Genomic DNA, 17,212 nt, shown 5'->3' on the forward strand with positions numbered 1-17,212 from the left:
AACAAATAAAGTACTATGTTAACAGTAATTCTCGTTGTAGTTGGTGTAATATTGCTAACCATTGTTTTAGTTAAATTAGTTGATAAATTTATTCCATCAAAATTTAAGCCTGTACTAATGATTGCCCTTTGGCTTTTAATTGCTTTTCTGGGCTATAAAACATTTATGTCTATTTACAATCCTATACTTTTCAACAAAGAAAAGAATAAGCGCTACGAGAAAGTTATCGCCAGTTTAGAGGATATTAGAGATGCCCAATTAGCACACAGAACGGTTACCGGGAAGTTTTCAGGAAAATGGGACGATTTAGTAAAGTTTATTGACACAGCACAATTTACTTTGACACAGCGCAGAGATTCGAGTATTGTTGATGAGGAGTTAACCAGACGTTACGGTGGTGTTGAGACGTTTAAAGATATTGTTATCATTGATACTCTTGGTTTTAAATCTGTAAAAGATTCACTGTTCAAAAATTCTGATAGATATAAAACTATGATGAATGTTCCTGTAGGAGAAGAAGGTGCTAAGTTTAAGTTAGAAGCAGGATATTTAGAGCAAAACAATATAAATATACCAGTGTTTGAAGCATCAGTTAAGAAAGATGTTATTCTACATGACCAACCAAGAGAGCTTGTTATTCAAGAAAACCAAGTGATATCGGTTGATGGTGTAAACGGGGATGCCTTAAAGGTAGGCTCAATGGATGAGGTGAAAACTATAGGTAACTGGCCAAAAACATATGGCACAACAGACTAAAGATTTAGATACAATTACCAATCAAAAACTGTCCATTCAAATTAGTTTGAGTGGACTTTCTTTTTGTGTCCTAAATGCCAACTCAAATACCGTTTCAAGCATTGAGCATATTAAGTTCAACAAAAAAGCAAACCCTTTTGAAGCTTTAGAACGTTTAATCCATTTTTTTGACACCAAGCCCTATCTTCAGGATAAGTTTGATGATATTTTAGTAATTCATGAAAACGATTTGTCAACATTGGTTCCCAAGCCCTTATTCAACAAGGATTATTTAGCCGATTATCTAAAATTCAATTCGAAAATATTAAAGTCTGATTATTTAAGCTATGATGTTTTAAATAACGACGAGAGTGTTAACGTTTATGTGCCTTATGTGAATATTAACAATTATATTTACGAGGCTTTTGGAGAGTTTACGTTTAAGCACTTTTCTACAATTTTAATAGAAGAAGTTTTAAAAAATGAAACGGATTCAAAATCAAATAAGGTATATGTACATGTTTGCGAACAGCATTTTGAAATAGTTGCAGTTGATAACGGCGCACTTATACTTTACAACACTTTTGAGTACAGCAATGCCGAGGATTTCATCTATTATATTTTATTCACTTTGGAGCAGCTTAACTATGATCCTGATAACATTGATATAGTTTTGATTGGTAATATTTCAGAAGAGGGTGCCTTGTACAAAATGGCATATAAATATATAAGGAACATCACTTTTGGAACCATTGGCCAACAAATAGTTGAAGACTCTGAAGCAAATCATTCAAATTACATTATTGTAAATAGCTTTTAATGCGAATAATTTCTGGCCAATATAAGAGCAGAAAAATAGTGGCTCCAAAAAACTTACCCGTTCGCCCAACCACTGATATGGCGAAGGAATCCCTATTCAACATTCTAAATAACAACTATTATTTTGATGATATTTCTGTTTTAGACCTCTTTGCTGGAACTGGCAATATTAGTTATGAATTCGCCTCCAGGGGCACTGAACAGATTACTTGTGTAGACCAGCATTTTGCTTGTATTAGATTTATCAATCAAACGGCAGAACATTTTGAAATGCCTATTGACACCGTTAAGGGTGATGTCTTTAAATTTTTGGAGCAAACCAATGCTAAGTTTGATATTATTTTTGCAGATCCGCCTTACGATTTTTCTCAAGAACAGTTTGAGCGTATTCCAGAACTAGTGTTTAAAAAAGAGTTGCTTAATGACAGCGGCACGTTAATAGTAGAACATTCCAAACACACCAACCTCGCATCTACAGCCAATTTTGATGTATCTAAAAGCTACGGTGGTAATGCTTTTAGTTTTTTCAAAAAGCAATAAAATTAACATTTGTTAATTTCTAAGTGTTTTTTTTTCAGTACTTTAGAACTCTCCCTTAGAGTCCCAAGCTCTATACGCACTTCTCTCAAAATTCAAAAAGGTTTTTCTTTTTTGCGAAACGGTTATGGTTTTATTTTGAATACTAACCTTTAAAACCATACATAATTATGAAAAATCAAAAAACCTTACTATTAACTTGTTTATCACTTTGTTTTGCAATTACAATGTCCTTTGCGCAACAAGCCTATTTAATTCATCAAGACAATGTAAAACCATCAAAGTTCATGGAATATGAAAAAATAGCAAAAGAATTTCATGAAGCCTGTTTAGAGCATAAACCCGATGCCATGTGGATGACTGCGATGCGAGACGATTTCACCTATTATTACATTACTCCTGTAGAGAATATGGCGGAATTAGACAAGCAGCCAATGGCAGAAATGGCCAAAGCCATGGGAGATAAATTTAAAGACATGTTTAATGCCTTCGACCAATGCTACGATTCACATGGATCATACATCATGTATAGCGTAGACGATTTAAGCTATAAAGCTCCAGAGGGAGAGGATAGATCAGATTTAAACTACCGTGTATGGTATCAATTACATTACAAACCAGCCAATGCAAAAAAAGTAAAAGAAGGCATGAAAGCCATAAAAGCTATGTTTGAAGAGAAAGGCTCAAAAGAATATTACAATGTATACCACACCGGATTTGGATCAATGGAAAACTATTATTTAGTTTCAGTAGCGGCTAAAGATGAAGTAAGCAGTGCTACCAATGCAAAAGCCAATCAGGATGTTTTAGGACCAGATCGCTACGAAACATTCAACAAACTAATGGCAAATCTTGAAAAAATGTTAGAACATAGAGGAGAAATGAGACCAGATTTATCCTATATACCAGAGAAAAGTTAATTATTTCTGTTAGTCACCAACCAATTTAAACCATAAACCCTTCCCGAAACATCAGGAAGGGTTTATTATATTTAAGCAAATCTATAAGCCGAATTCTGTACCCTTTCCAAAAAGAAAAAGCCCTTATCATTTATCTCAATGTTTTGTTACCAAAACACTTTAGCTGCCTACCCTCCAGCAATCAAACGTGCCGCTTTCAAGCGCTGGTATACATGGCATTGCACCACACAGAGTTTACCTGGTTTCACTACGGCATTACCCGTACATACTTTCTGTTGCACTTTTCCTAACCTTTCGGCCGGTGGCTGTTAACCACTGCGTTGCACTACGGTGTTCGGACTTTCCTTTACACCAATGGCGTAACGATAAGGCGATTTACTCAATGGCAAAAATACAATTACTCCAGTGGAAATGAAATTTTATTTTTTGGGCGTTCCCCTGTCGGGTCAGGCTTTCACTACTCACTCCCTCCTATCGTCGGGGAGTTCAAACATGCCGTTCAATCCTTAACGCGGGCATGTGTGCTGGCTAAGTTTCTTAAACTAATAGTATTCTATTTTTCTGGTTTGTCTAGGATAAAGTGTATGCTGGTACTGAAAGTATTGACAAATATTTTGATGTATTGGAAGTAGAGTTAACTTCAATAAGTTCAAATTAAGGAATTCGGTTGCAATGATCTTTACATTTTATAGATAAGAGCTTTAATATTCAAATTCCACTTCATAGTTGTCATCAATGTTCAACACGTTAATATCTTGTTCAATTTTCTCTTGTAGGTTACCATTCTTTCTCCTCACAACAACTATCTTATTAACACCAATTATGTTTAAAGACGAATACGTATTATTGGTTTCTACAGCATATCTTTGTTCTTGGATTGTGCCTGCATAATTTTCAGGGAAACCATAGGGAACGTATAAGTTGTAAAAAAAATAATCATCCTCTTGACTAGGTGAAAAATTATTAAGAGAAATATTTAAGTTATTCGATTTATACGGAACAAAATAATTAATTTCGAATGTTTCACTTCTTTCCGTAATATCGCTTATTAAAAAAGAATCGTATTCAGAATGAAGAAATAAATCTGTTGGTTTAAGAAAATTATTACTCAATTTCATATCTAACTCGCTAAAACTTAATTCAAATAAGAAATAGCCATGCGAATCTCCAACTTCATGATCTTTGAGATAAACATTCATTTCATAGAATCCATTTTCATCAGTTCTTATTCGACCAATTGTTCTCTTTCGTACCGATAATTCTTGAATACTTTGATATCTAAAAATAAGTTCTAAACCCTCTACTCCCTTACCATCTGCCCTTAATAATTGTCCTCTTATTTGTGTACAATCAGACAGACAAATCTCATCAGAATCATCTTCATCTTTGACACATGAAATAAATATCAATAATGTTAAAAATAGAAGATTTTTTTTCATATCGTATATTCTATTTTACTTAAGATGAAAAATATCCTTATAGGTTGCGCTAAATTGTCGCCAACTTTATGGATACTAAACGATTTAATAACATTCATCATCACCTAAACAAAGTTCGATAATTTTTCTGACAAATTCAAAAAAATATGGCTTTCCTATTTGTTAATAGCTCCTATCAAATTCTGAATCCTGAATTCTGAATTCTGAATTCTGAATTCTGAATTCTGAATGTATATAATTAAATTTGTTTTCTAAGTTTACATCATCGAGCACTTTGTAGTATCAGCCCGTAAGTACTGCCCACAAACTTTTAAGGATGTTGTGGGTCAACAGGCTATTAACCACTGCGTTGTACTACAGTGTTCGGACTTTCCTTTACGCCAATGGCGTAACGATAAGGCGATTTACTCAATGGCAAAAATACAATTACTCTATTGGAAATGAAATTTTATTTTTTGGGTGTTCCCCTGTCGGGTCAGGCTTTCACTACTCACTCCCTCCTATCGTCGGGGAGTTCAAACATGCCGTTCAATCCTTAACGCGGGCATGTGTGCTGGCTTAAGTTTTAAACTATAAAATTATCTAGCCTGTATTCAGGACGGGGCAATTGTTTTTACGCGCTTTTTCAGCGTGTAAGCACAATAAAGCTTGTAGGTAGCTATATAAAAGAATCTTAGCTAAGGGAAAGAGTAAAAAACTAGAATTGGTAGCAGTATCTTACTACCTGTTAAAATAGGCCTTTGCAATAGCAAAAAGCAGATTGCCTTATGATGAGAACTTTGTTTCCAAATTAGCTTAAAAACACTACATTTTCAACTCAGTTCTTTCTTGTGTCTCGTTATTTTTCTCCAATATGTTTTTTGTAGAATTCCCAAACTTCTTTAGCCACATTTCGACCCAATTCGAGTCCAGCTACATTGTCCGCTTGTATGTGGTAGCCACCTAATACTCTTGATATGCCAGCCATTTCTGCTGTTTCTGTAAAAGTTGGGAATTCCAATGTTACTGTATCTCCCAAATTATCTGGTTCGGTCATCGCGCCTGCAACTAACTCTGCACTAGAGCCAAATTCATCACTACCAGTCCAAATTTTTAAGGCTTCACCGCAGCCACCACTAATCGTACTATGTCCAGAAACATAACTTGGAAAAGGTGGACATAAAAATGTCTCGGGTGAATAAGGTCTCCATTGTTTGCCATCCATTTCAATCATTCCCTTTCCTTCTCCTCCCCAAGCTTTTATTTTTTGGTTCTGGTAGTATTCGTGGACTAATGCATATGGTCGGGCATAATCATAAAACATTTTAGAATCCCAAGAGGCAATAAAGGCATCCATAGCTACAACTTGGTTGTAGAAGTACATTTTTACATCTTGGTCTAATGTATGGTTATCTCTTCTTGAAACGTCTTGCGCAAATTTTAGCCAATGTCCTGCTTGTTGCACAGATTGCGGGCCATCTCGCATAAATTCCACTAGAGCTTTTTGGTAATCGGTTAAATTAGCCTGCATTTCAATAACTTCCTGAACCTCTTTTTCTAATTGTTCAGAACCAATCATTGGCGGTGGGCCTGGTCTAAACTGACCACCAGATTTTAATGCAATTGGCTTGACTTTGTCCCAATAAGGTGTTAGGCAACCTGGTGCAAACGTTCCACCTTTGCCGTCCGAGAAATATTTTGGTTGCCAACGATTTGCGTCAACGTTCTTATCGGCTGAATTAACAGGTTCATAGCCTACATAATTGAAGTAAGGTTTTCCGTCCGACCCATCTTCTTCTCCATATTGATTCGCTCCGTCTCCTTTTCGTGCCTCTATGACGGCTTTAGCGGCTAAATTCCCAATTCCTTCTGGTGTGTTTGGGTCAAGGCTCTCATTACTTGGGTCTAACCCCAATTCTCTCATAAAATCTTCAAATAGTTTTTTATCAGAGTAGTAATACTCATTCATTGCTCTGAATGCCGCATAGCTTATGGCTATTTCCTTGTTTTTCAATGATTGCTCATTTTTTGGTCTTCTTTCTACATCATTTAAATAAACAGGAATTGCTTTTTCATCATATCTTGACCAAGCATCAAAAACAGCAACAGAAATTAAGCCTAAATAACGAGAGGTAATTGTTGGTCTTGGTTTGAATCTTTCAGTGTCATTTGCTGTTGCGGTTAAAGCCATTTTACCCCATCTATATGCAATATTTTCAGCTCCTTTGGGTTCAGTTATTTCAATCGAATTTTGTTGTTTGTTTTGGTTATTCTTACACCCAAAAAAAGTCAGGGTAATTAATGATATCAGTAATATTCTTTTCATTATTTGTATGTTAATTTTACTTCAGAAATTTAAAATAATTTTTTGAGATCGTAATTTTTCATAATGAGAAACAACTTCTCTGGATATACGTCATTTTAATGACTTATATCAAACGTTAAGCGAAATTATCATTTTTTCTCGCAAAGTCAAGTTTATATGTCGTCTATTTTTGTTAATAACTCATCGTAAATTCCACCCTCAAAATTCATAATTCAAAACTGAATTTTTAAATTTGTTAATGATGAATTCAGTGTTGAAAAATGCTGAATAAAATTCAGAATTTAATGGAACACTTCGTAGTATCAGCCCGCAAGTACCGCCCGCAAACCTTTAAGGATGTTGTGGGGCAACAGGCTATTACCAATACGTTGCTCAACGCCATTGAAAACAACCACCTAGCACAGGCGCTATTGTTTACTGGTCCGCGTGGTGTGGGTAAAACCACTTGCGCCCGTATTTTGGCTAAAATGATAAACAGTGATGGTACAGAGAAAGAGGACGAAGATTTTGCCTTTAACATTTTTGAGCTAGATGCGGCTTCCAACAACTCGGTAGATGATATTAGAAGCCTTACCGATCAAGTACGTATTCCACCGCAAGTAGGTAAATACAAAGTTTATATTATTGATGAGGTACACATGCTTTCCCAAGCAGCTTTTAATGCGTTTTTAAAAACACTGGAAGAACCACCAAAGCATTGTATTTTCATTCTAGCAACCACAGAGAAGCACAAAATAATTCCTACCATCTTATCACGTTGTCAAATTTTTGATTTCAAACGTATCACAGTTAAGGATGCTAAGGAATACCTAAAATACATTGCCGAAGAACAAGGTATTACTGCCGAAGATGACGCCCTACACATCATCGCCCAAAAGGCGGATGGCGCCATGCGCGACGCGCTTTCTATTTTTGATCGTGTGGTAAGCTTTTCTGGGAAAAACCTAACCAGACAAGCCGTTACCGAAAACCTAAATGTACTGGATTACGAAACCTATTTTACCAGTACCGATTTAATTCTGGAAAATAAGATTCCAGAACTGTTACTGCAATTCAACAATACACTGTCCAAGGGCTTCGATGGGCATCACTACATTGCTGGTTTAGCATCCCATTTTAGGGATTTGTTAGTGAGTAAAACCGAAAGCACTATTGCACTACTGGAAGTAGGAGACCAAATAAAACAAAAGTATTTGGAGCAATGTAAAAAAGCATCGCAACAGTTTCTGTTAGATGGTATTGCACTGGCCAATGAATGCGATTTAAAATATAAAACGAGTAAAAATCAACGTTTATTAGTTGAACTATGCCTTATGCAGCTTGCCTCTATCACTTTTGATGGAGAAAAAAAAAACAATAAACGCTTCATAATTCCTGCTTCTTATTTTCGCAGAAAGGGTATCGCTCCTATTCCTGTAAACAAACCTGAATTAGAACCTAAAAAAGTTGAACAAGCTCCAGTTCCACAAGAAAAAGTTCTTGAAAAAGTTTCAGTTTCAGGAAAAGCTGAAGTTATAGAAAAGTTTCAGGTAAAAGAGCCTCCCAAAATTGAACTCAAACAAGAAACAAAACGCAAGTCTGGTTTATCATTAAGTAGCATTAAGGCCAAAAAAGAGCACCAGTTGAAACAAATTGAGGTAGTTCTTGATGAAAAAGAACTACCAAAAGAGGATTTCACCGAAAAAGAACTTATCGCACACTGGAACACCTTTACCGAGAAAACCCAAAAACAAGGCAAACATAATTTGGCTTCTATTTTAGCCATAGACACACCAAAAGTAAAAGGCACAACCATACACCTAGAGTTTCCAAATGAAACCAATAAAGTAGAGCTAGAACGACAACAATATGATTTGATGGGTTATTTAAGAAAGTCCCTCAATAATTTTGACATTAACCTTTCCATTACCGTAAACGAACAAGTTAGCAAGAAATACGCTTACACTACACGCGAAAAATTTGAGAAACTAAAGGAAAAGAATGCCTCTATTGAAACATTGCGTAAAACATTTGATCTAGATTTATAACCATGAGATATATTTTAGTTTTACTTTGTATTGGCCTCATTGCATTTTATAGTTGTGATGGCAGAATAAAGAAACGAGAGGCTCTGAAAAAATCGGTAAAAACATTTAAGGAGGCTCAAAATGTTTCTAAAACCATAGCCGTTTTTCCTGAACAGTATGCCGAAGTTAAAACCGATACTATTTTGAGTAATGGCTACCGCGTAACCGTAAAGAACTTTACGAATATGGATAAAATGGTGCAACTTACAGAAGGTGCACTGTTGGACAACGCACAGCAATTTAGGCAAATTGATTCTGAAATAACTGTTTATAAAAACAGTAAGCTCATTTTTAAGAAAGTGTTGAGTAATGCATTTTCAGATAAAAACCAACAAAAAGACATGAACATTAAGCAGTATCTGAATAATGGCATAAGCGTAGATGAAATGGCCTCCTTAGAAGAGAATAAGGTGATTTTAATAACATCTAACGTTGTACCAAAAAACGCGCACAATGCCTTTTATCGAATTAGTATTGATGCATTTGGACATGCAGATTTTAAAAAAATAAAACATGCTAGGACTTAAGTTACCAACTGACCCACGTTGGGTGAATATTGTAGAAAAAAATATTGAAGAAATATTAACCGATCATGCATTTTGCGAACAAAAAGCTACAAGTACCGCTATTTCGCTAATTGTAAGTTTCCCAGAATATACTGAGTTGGTGCAAGAAATGACCGCTTTAGTGAAAGAAGAAATTAGTCATTTTAAGATGGTGCACGATAAAATCATTGAACGTGGTTGGACTTTAGGCAGGGACAGAAAAGACGAATACGTTATCGAGCTGATGAAATTCTTCCCAAAAGGAGGTAGCAGAACCACGCAACTAGTGCACAGATTACTATATGCGGCATTGATTGAGGCGAGAAGCTGTGAACGTTTCAGGCTACTTTCTGAAGAATTGGCAGATGAAGAATTGCGCACCTTCTACAGAAACTTAATGGTGAGCGAAGCTAATCACTACACCATGTTTTTAGGCTTTGCGAGACAATACGGGAATAAAAAAGAAGTTGATACCAAATGGCAGCAACTTCTTGATTATGAGGCTAAAATTATGTCTGACCTAGGAACTTCAGAGGCTATTCACGGTTAAAATTGATAGCCTATACCAATTTGGATATTGGTATTGATAGCTTCAACACCTACATTGTCGTCAAATATATTTGATAATCCGTAACTATATCTCAAATCCACATATATCATTTGGTTGAATTTATATTCTAATCCACCAATGGCTGAATAATGGAAATTACGCATCATATCACCTTCTTTATGTGATTTTAATGCTGCTTGTGGACCAACACCAAAACGCCATTTTTGGTTTAAACGAAATTTAAATAGTACTGGCATCTGTATTAAATCCAAATGTAAACTTTCAGCATTGGCTCCCTCAGGAGAAAATTGAAGTTCTGGAACTACCGAAACCACATTGGATAATCTGAAGTCTCCATAAAAACCGATGTAAAAACTGTTTCTATGTTCGTTAACCATAGTTGGTGCTCCTTCAAAATCTAAATTTGAGATCGTATAACCTGCGCGGACACCATATGTGCCCTTCTGAGAATACGCTTGAAATGATAGGCTAAGTAAAATAGCTATAAGTGCTAATCTTTTCATTTTTAATAGTTTTGGGTTTATATTTTTGTATAAATATACGCCCACGAATATATATTATAAATTTAAAATACAGGAGAAAATGTAGTTGAATTGCAGAATTTTACTGTGTATTACTAGAAACCGTATTGAAATACACGCTTTTTATGATACCATCTGCGAGTCCTATTTTTGGCACATAAATGTGTTTGGCGCCACTCCATTTCATAGCAAATAAATAAATGCGCATTGCGGGAATAATTACATCTGCCCTATCCTGATTTAAGGAAAGCTCGGTAATTCTCTCCTCATAAGAATAACTTTGAAGCGTATTATAATAAGTAGTTAAGTAAAAATAGGTAAGCGGTTTTCCAAGCGCCTTTCCAGAGACCTTGAAAATTTTATTGATGTTCCCACCAGAGCCTATAACACTAATCTTCTCATAGTGACCGGTATGCTCTTTTATCCAAGTGTTCAACTCGGTCCAAGCATCTTTCTTTACCATATCGTTTAACAAACGTACTGTACCTATTTTAAATGAACGGGAAACAATACGCTCTCCTTTAGTAATCACTGAGAATTCTGTGCTTCCACCACCAACATCAACATACAGATATACCTTTTCAGGGTCTATAAATTTATTTAAATCGGTAGCTGCAATTATAGCAGCTTCTTCTTCCCCATCAATAACATCAATACTTATCCCAGCATGATCAAAAACGGCGTTAACAACATCACTTCCATTTTTGGACTCTCGCATAGCAGAAGTTGCACATGCTTTATACTTCACTACCTTATGGGATTTCATGAGCAGCTTAAAAGCCAACATGGTATCCAACATTCTTTGGGTGTTCTCTTTTGAAATTCGACCTTTAATAAAAACATCAGCTCCCAAACGGATAGGTACTCTTACCAAGGAATTCTTTTTAAATACCACGGGTTTACCTTTTTCCTCTATCACGTTGGAAATCAACAATCTTACAGCATTTGAACCAATGTCTATTGCTGCATATTTTTTTATCGAGAGCATATTATTTTTTTAACTTATCAAGATAATAATCATACAATGCGATCTGAGATCTTACTCTTGGATTATCATCAACTCGGTATTCATTTTCCTTCTGTGTATTTATTAATCTAGCCTTCACATTGTCGCTCCAGCAGATATCAAAGTTATCAATTATTTCCTGTTTAATATCTTCATCATAAATAGGGCAACTTACCTCTACCCTGTTTTCAATATTTCTTGTCATCCAATCTGCCGAAGATATATATATTTTAGCATTTTCATTCTTACCAAAAATATAAACACGAGGGTGCTCTAAAAACTTATCTACAACACTTATCACCTTGATATTTTCACTCATACCTTCAACTCCAGGAATTAAGCAGCAAATACCTCTAACAATCATATCAATCCTTACACCAGCATTACTAGCTTCATATAGTTTATCTACCATATCGTAACTTGATAAACTATTCATTTTCAACCTAATATATCCTTGATTTCCATTTTTACTTTCTTCTATTTGCTCATCAATAAGTTTAAAAAAGGCTTTCTTTGTGTAATGTGGAGAGACTATTAAATGTTTGTATTGGTAAATTCTGTAATTGGTTTCAAAAAAGTTAAATATTTTATTTACTTCTTTTAAGACTGGTTGGTTTGAAGTAAACAATGTATAATCAGTATATATTTTTGCAGTGGATTCGTTGAAATTACCAGTACTAATAAAACCGTAGCGCCTTAGTTTTTTGCCTTCTTCGCGCTCAATAACACACATTTTACTGTGAACCTTGAGTCCTGGTACTCCAAAAATTAGGTTTACACCCTCTTTTTTCATCTGTTGCGCATAATAAATGTTAGCTTCTTCATCGAACCTAGCGCGTAATTCGATAGAAACAGTAACCGTTTTCCCGTTAATAGCTGCGTTAATTAATGAGCTGGCTACATGCGATATTTGAGCAAGCCTATAAATAGTAATTTTTATAGTTTTTACTTTTGGATCTAAGGCAGCTTCTCTCAAAAATTTCACGACGTATGAGAACGTGTGGTATGGGGCATGCACCATATAATCCTTTTCAGATATGGCTTCAAATATACTGGTCTCTAAGCTCAGTCCTTTTACCGGTAAGGCTGAAATTTTATCATAGAGTAAATCTCCTCTACCAAGACTTGGAAATCCCATGTAGTCTCGCTTATTGTGATATCTTCCACCGGGGATAATACTATCGGTATTATCAATACCCATCTTCTCCATCAGATACTCAAGTGTATCAAGATCAATGGTTTTATCATAAACAAACCTAACAGGTTCACCAACTTCCCTGTGCTTTACACTATCGGATATTTTTTCTATAAAACTCTTACTTAAATCACTGTCAAAATCTAATTCACCATCTCTAGTTATTTTAATCATATGTGCAGAGATAGATTCGTAATCAAAAATATTGAAGATATCACTTAGGCAATAACGCAACAAGTCATCCACCATTATGATGAAGTTTTTATCTCCTCGCTTTGGCAATACTACAAAACGATCCACTGTTTTTGGTATTTCAACAAGAGCGAACTGCTTGGTACCATCATTCATCTGCATTTTTACCGCCAAATACGCTGCGCTATCCTTCAAATTAGGAAGCACCACTAAGTCATTCAATATAATAGTAACTAGAGCTGTACTTATATTTTGAAAATAATAATTTTTAATAAACTCCTTCTGTTTATCGTCTATTTGAGACTCATTGATGACGAAAATATTTTCATTCCTAAGTGCTTCATCTATCTCGTTTAAAACCCTTATACTCTCAGCCTGCTGTTCAATTACTATTTTGGTAATGATCTCAAGTAATTCCTTGGCCTTAATTCCTCCTAGTTCATTTTTACCGCCTTTTCCTGCTTCAACGATACGTTTAACTGTAGCGTATCTTACTTTAAAAAATTCATCTAAATTGTTTGAGAAAATACCAAGAAATCGCAATCTTTCAATTAACGGAACACTTACATCTGTTGCCTCTTGCAATACCCGCGCATTAAACTGTAACCAGCTAATTTCTCTATTGATATACCTACTTTCTGCAATTTCTGATTTAGTCATTTTCTGTCAAATTATAGTACCAACAAAGATATTTCATTTAAGGTAAAAAGCTATTCTAAAGACCATAAAAAATTTTGTCAACCTTACACTTTTAGAAAGAGTCAAAATAAAGCGTCTAACTTTAAGATTATTCTTTTAAATCTCTTGGAAAAATGGTGAATACAGTTTTTCCAGGATTAATCTCAGACCATTTATCCTCATTAAACTCCACTGTAACCACACCACATGTTGGTACATTATCAATAAACCTATCTCCATAAGTATTTACAAAAGCTGTGATAGCATGGTTATGCCCAAATACCATAAGGGTTTTTATGTCATCATCACAACTTCTAACAACTTCAACCAAATCTCTACCTGAAAAGTCATATAGTTTATGTTCAAAACTAACCTTGCTATCTGGAATGTTTAGGGCTGGCAACAGTATTTGTGCCGTCAACTTAGTTCGTGCTGCATCACTTATTAAAACCTTGTCGGGATTTATATTATAGGATTTCAATTCATTCGCAACAAGATTTGCGTCTTTTATACCTCTATTTTTTAATGGGCGTTCATGATCGATAACATCAAATTCCCAAGATGATTTTGCGTGTCTTACTAAAATTAGTTTTTTCATATACTCTCGATTAAAAGCATTTTTTTTCGATAAAATGTTGTTTTTATCGATAAAATTCAATTTATTTGCTTATTAAACTAGAGTAAAATAACTAAAATCAACAAAAGAATCAACATGAATCGCTAAATGCCAGGTATTAAACAATTTATAAGTGCTATCAACCGATGAATGGTATATTATACCGATAAGTAAAAACAATAAACCTCTTTGTCGAATAAAATAGTGTTTTTGGCATTTTTTTTTGAAAAACATTGAAGATATATGTCTATTTGTAGCACCTATAAACTAGAGAAAATGACCCCAAATCAAATTTCAAACGGTAAGACGGCTTCTTCAGCTACCTTTACTTCTAATTGTTTTTCCCTCAAAAACTTTACGATTTTTGTTTTGCATTCAAGTCATAATTATTTGACATGATTGGTTTATTTGATTTAGAGTAAAAGAAATGAAATTTAATAAGATAACTATTCGTAATCATGAGAAAAACAACAATTATAATTATATGCTTTGTTACCTTCCTTCTTGGAAATAACATTGGTTTTTCACAAAATAACTCTGGCTGCAACGCGGAACTCACTGTTGAAAAAAATAGAAGCGTAAAATCGGCGGGGGAAAATGGTGCCTTTTTCACTTTGATATTAAAGAATACTTCAAGTGCTTCCAAAACTTATTCTTTAAGTGTAGAAAAAACGAAGCAAGCTTGCAAAAAAAGCAGCAATAGTCTTTCAAAAGGAGTAAATAACAATCCTGACTTGGATGTGTCTATACAATTGCCTAATAATCTTACGTCAAAATCTTCAGACGCGGCCATAACCATTAACGGAGGAGAATCTCAAAAATTTTATGTTAAAGTAGAAGTACCTAGTGGAACGCCCTACTACACATGGAGTTGTTTTATGGTTACAGCAAAATCTGAAAATTGTAGCACTAGTGGTGCTGAAGCTATCTTAAGCGTTTATATACCTAATCCATCTGAAGAATAGTTTAATCATACAGTTACCTACTATTTAAAGACTTTAAAAAAAGCTTTATGAAAAATCCATTACTATTTCATAGAAATCCGAAAAAAAGCCTAGTGCAATTATTGTTTGTATTGTGCTTTATTTTCTCTGTAAATTCTCTGTACTCACAAGAAGTTATAGTCAATAAATATGCAGTTGAAAACGCCACTAATTGTAATCAATTTGATGTTACATTGGAAGTTATTGGCAACCCTCCTGCACAACCTCAAGAAGTTGTCCTTGTAATTGATAGATCTGGTAGTATGGATGATGATGATGGAGATCCAACAACACCTTTACCTATAGAACATGCTCAGGATGCGGCTATTGATTTTATAAATCAATTCTTTTTACCTGCCAACAACCCAACAGGGTTGAATAAAATAGCTATAGTCACTTTTGGAACAACAGCTTCTTTAGATGAACCGTTAACTGATAGTAGTGGAGAAACAACACTCATAAATACGATAAACGCCATATCTACTGGAGGAAGAACAAATACTGAACATGCCGTAATTTTAGCTGACAATGAGCTAACAACCAATGGTACTTTTGATTGTAGAACTAACAGAAGTATTATTCTTTTATCTGATGGTGTACCAACCAGTAGAGATCCTCAAAGTAGTGCTACAAATTGTGCTTCGTTAGTTGACGAGACACCGTGTGTGTTAGAAGCTATTCAAGCTGCACAAGACTCATGGACCACAACAATAGCTGGAGAAGTATATAATCAAAGTTTTTTCACAATTGGACTTATAGGTGCTATCGGTGGTCCTGTTGAAGCTAGAGGTGTAAGTACTTTGGACCAAATGCAAAATGCTGGTGCCTTTACCACTGAAGATAACGCAGATTTAACAGGAATTTACAATACAATATTAGGACAATTAGTAGCAGCAGCTACACAATTACCAAGTCAAGCTCTGGTAACGGATATTGTTGAAACTGGATACTCAGTAGTTCCTGGTTCTATTGTTGCTAGTAAAGGTACAGGAACTGTTTCTGGTCAAACGGTTTCTTGGGATGTAAATAATGTGTTCAACGAAACAATCACCCTTAATTATACCATTGAAGGCACACCTACGGTATGTGGAATTAATCCTTCAGGCACTTCAACTATTAATTATGAAGATTCATCTTGTAATACAGCGTCAATAACATTTAATAATCCAACGGTTTGTTTACCCTGCCCGGATATTGATCCAACAATTTCTCAAAGTGGATGTACTAGCATTGATTATTCAAGTACTGTTGACCAAGGTGGATGTTCATCTATGGCAGATTCTTATGCTTGGGAATTCTTCTTGGATGGAAATTCAGTTGGAACATCAAATACTTTAAGTGGTACCTTTAATTATACAGGAACACCTCCATTTCAAGGAAATTTTACAGCTACTTTAACATACACAGGTACTTATGGAACTGGATGTATATTGCCAAATGTAACCGAAACATCAAATACAGTGGTTTTACCTACTGCCTTAAGTGGAAACATTACATCACAAACTAATGTGATTTGTCCAGGGGCTGCAACAGGAGAAATTGTAGCAGAAGGTGTAGATGGAACAGCGCCGTATTCTTATTCTATTGATGGTGGTACCAATTACCAACCTTCTGGAACGTTTCCAGATCTTACTACAGGTAATTATACCATAACAATTCTTGACGACATAGGATGTACAACTACGGTTAATACTACAATTATTGATGCTGGAGATAGTGAAGATCCAATAATTTCTTGTCCAGCAGATATAACTGCTAACACTTCTGATGATGCAATTGGCAATTGTTCAACTACTGTTACTCTTGGTACACCTACAACTTCGGATAACTGTTCCGTGGCCTCTATTGTGGCTCAAGTAAGTAATTCAGACATTGATCCTATTACTTTTGAATTTGGATTAGGAGATACTATTGTTACTTGGATTGTTACTGATGGTAGTGGTAATACCGCTAGCTGTACGCAAACAGTAACGGTAACGGATAACGAAGATCCTACGATTAACTGTCCTGCCCCTATAAACGTCAATGTAGATGGTGGTACTGATGGTGCGGTGGTAACTTATACTGCTCCTGTAGGTACAGAT

The 17,212-nt window shown here is 35.1% G+C and carries 15 protein-coding genes, 1 other RNA gene and 1 pseudogene; 10 read left to right on the top strand and 7 right to left on the bottom strand.

The features are described from left to right. Positions 1 to 15 precede the first annotated feature (15 nt). The 4 genes from EYD45_RS14455 (at position 16) to EYD45_RS14470 (ending at position 3,011) form a co-directional block, all read left to right on the top strand. The gene (locus EYD45_RS14455) at positions 16 to 756 is read left to right on the top strand and encodes a hypothetical protein (RefSeq protein ID WP_130965274.1); all 741 of its coding nucleotides are present in this window, start codon (positions 16 to 18) and stop codon (positions 754 to 756) included. Beyond that, the gene (locus tag EYD45_RS14460; protein ID WP_130965275.1) at positions 740 to 1,555 is read left to right on the top strand and encodes a DUF3822 family protein; all 816 of its coding nucleotides are present in this window, start codon (positions 740 to 742) and stop codon (positions 1,553 to 1,555) included. Before EYD45_RS14455 ends, EYD45_RS14460 begins: the two co-directional genes overlap by 17 nt. Then, on the top strand, positions 1,555 to 2,094 hold the full coding sequence (gene rsmD, locus EYD45_RS14465; protein ID WP_130965276.1) for a 16S rRNA (guanine(966)-N(2))-methyltransferase RsmD: 540 nt from the start codon (positions 1,555 to 1,557) through the stop codon (positions 2,092 to 2,094). Before EYD45_RS14460 ends, rsmD begins: the two co-directional genes overlap by 1 nt. 167 nt (positions 2,095 to 2,261) lie before the next feature. Next, the gene (locus EYD45_RS14470; RefSeq protein WP_130965277.1) at positions 2,262 to 3,011 is read left to right on the top strand and encodes a hypothetical protein; all 750 of its coding nucleotides are present in this window, start codon (positions 2,262 to 2,264) and stop codon (positions 3,009 to 3,011) included. Between the two features lie 68 nt (positions 3,012 to 3,079). Here the strand turns inward: EYD45_RS14470 and rnpB are convergent. Beyond that, an RNA gene (gene rnpB, locus EYD45_RS14475) (RNase P RNA component class A) lies at positions 3,080 to 3,393 on the bottom strand. A gap of 319 nt (positions 3,394 to 3,712) precedes the next feature. Beyond that, on the bottom strand, positions 3,713 to 4,450 hold the full coding sequence (locus EYD45_RS14480) for a hypothetical protein (protein WP_130965278.1): 738 nt from the start codon (positions 4,448 to 4,450) through the stop codon (positions 3,713 to 3,715). Positions 4,451 to 5,057: 607 nt separating this feature from the next. On the opposite strand from EYD45_RS14480, the pseudogene EYD45_RS17115 reads away from it, so the two are divergent. Beyond that, positions 5,058 to 5,249, top strand: a pseudogene (locus EYD45_RS17115) (IS110 family transposase); the annotation flags it as partial. A gap of 39 nt (positions 5,250 to 5,288) precedes the next feature. Here the strand turns inward: EYD45_RS17115 and EYD45_RS14485 are convergent. Beyond that, positions 5,289 to 6,755 (bottom strand): vanadium-dependent haloperoxidase, encoded by a 1,467-nt coding sequence (locus EYD45_RS14485; protein ID WP_130965279.1) that lies wholly within the window; start codon positions 6,753 to 6,755, stop codon positions 5,289 to 5,291. A gap of 284 nt (positions 6,756 to 7,039) precedes the next feature. Here EYD45_RS14485 and EYD45_RS14490 point away from each other — a divergent pair, with 284 nt between their 5' ends. Genes EYD45_RS14490 through miaE form a run of 3 tightly spaced genes read left to right on the top strand, consistent with a single transcriptional unit; the run spans position 7,040 to position 9,916 of the window. Then, the gene (locus EYD45_RS14490; protein WP_130965280.1) at positions 7,040 to 8,782 is read left to right on the top strand and encodes a DNA polymerase III subunit gamma/tau; all 1,743 of its coding nucleotides are present in this window, start codon (positions 7,040 to 7,042) and stop codon (positions 8,780 to 8,782) included. A gap of 2 nt (positions 8,783 to 8,784) precedes the next feature. Beyond that, positions 8,785 to 9,348: a hypothetical protein gene (locus EYD45_RS14495; RefSeq protein WP_130965281.1), complete on the top strand. Its 564-nt coding sequence runs from the start codon at positions 8,785 to 8,787 to the stop codon at positions 9,346 to 9,348. Beyond that, a complete protein-coding gene (gene miaE, locus EYD45_RS14500) occupies positions 9,335 to 9,916 on the top strand; it encodes a tRNA-(ms[2]io[6]A)-hydroxylase (RefSeq protein WP_130965282.1) in 582 nt (193 codons plus the stop codon). Before EYD45_RS14495 ends, miaE begins: the two co-directional genes overlap by 14 nt. On the opposite strand, the gene EYD45_RS14505 is transcribed toward miaE, so the two are convergent. The 4 genes from EYD45_RS14505 to EYD45_RS14520 all read right to left on the bottom strand — a co-directional run bounded on the left by EYD45_RS14505 (position 9,913) and on the right by EYD45_RS14520 (position 14,127). Continuing rightward, positions 9,913 to 10,440, bottom strand: coding sequence for a porin family protein (locus tag EYD45_RS14505; protein ID WP_130965283.1), 528 nt, complete (start codon positions 10,438 to 10,440; stop codon positions 9,913 to 9,915). The two genes, miaE and EYD45_RS14505, sit on opposite strands and share 4 nt — an antisense overlap. A 100-nt stretch (positions 10,441 to 10,540) precedes the next feature. After that, complete coding sequence (locus tag EYD45_RS14510) at positions 10,541 to 11,446, bottom strand: Ppx/GppA phosphatase family protein (protein WP_130965284.1); 906 nt, start codon at positions 11,444 to 11,446, stop codon at positions 10,541 to 10,543. 1 nt (position 11,447) lies between these two features. Continuing rightward, a complete protein-coding gene (ppk1, locus tag EYD45_RS14515; protein WP_130965285.1) occupies positions 11,448 to 13,511 on the bottom strand; it encodes a polyphosphate kinase 1 in 2,064 nt (687 codons plus the stop codon). Between the two features lie 127 nt (positions 13,512 to 13,638). Then, the gene (locus EYD45_RS14520; protein ID WP_130965286.1) at positions 13,639 to 14,127 is read right to left on the bottom strand and encodes a SixA phosphatase family protein; all 489 of its coding nucleotides are present in this window, start codon (positions 14,125 to 14,127) and stop codon (positions 13,639 to 13,641) included. 476 nt (positions 14,128 to 14,603) lie between these two features. On the opposite strand from EYD45_RS14520, the gene EYD45_RS14525 reads away from it, so the two are divergent. After that, on the top strand, positions 14,604 to 15,110 hold the full coding sequence (locus tag EYD45_RS14525; protein WP_130965287.1) for a hypothetical protein: 507 nt from the start codon (positions 14,604 to 14,606) through the stop codon (positions 15,108 to 15,110). A gap of 47 nt (positions 15,111 to 15,157) precedes the next feature. Beyond that, positions 15,158 to 17,212, top strand: a 2,055-nt coding sequence (locus tag EYD45_RS14530; RefSeq protein ID WP_130965288.1) for a VWA domain-containing protein, incomplete at its 3' end; no start/stop codon positions are given.

The sequence above is a fragment of the Hyunsoonleella flava genome (genome assembly GCF_004310325.1).
Classification (GTDB): Bacteria; Bacteroidota; Bacteroidia; order Flavobacteriales; family Flavobacteriaceae; genus Jejuia; species Jejuia flava.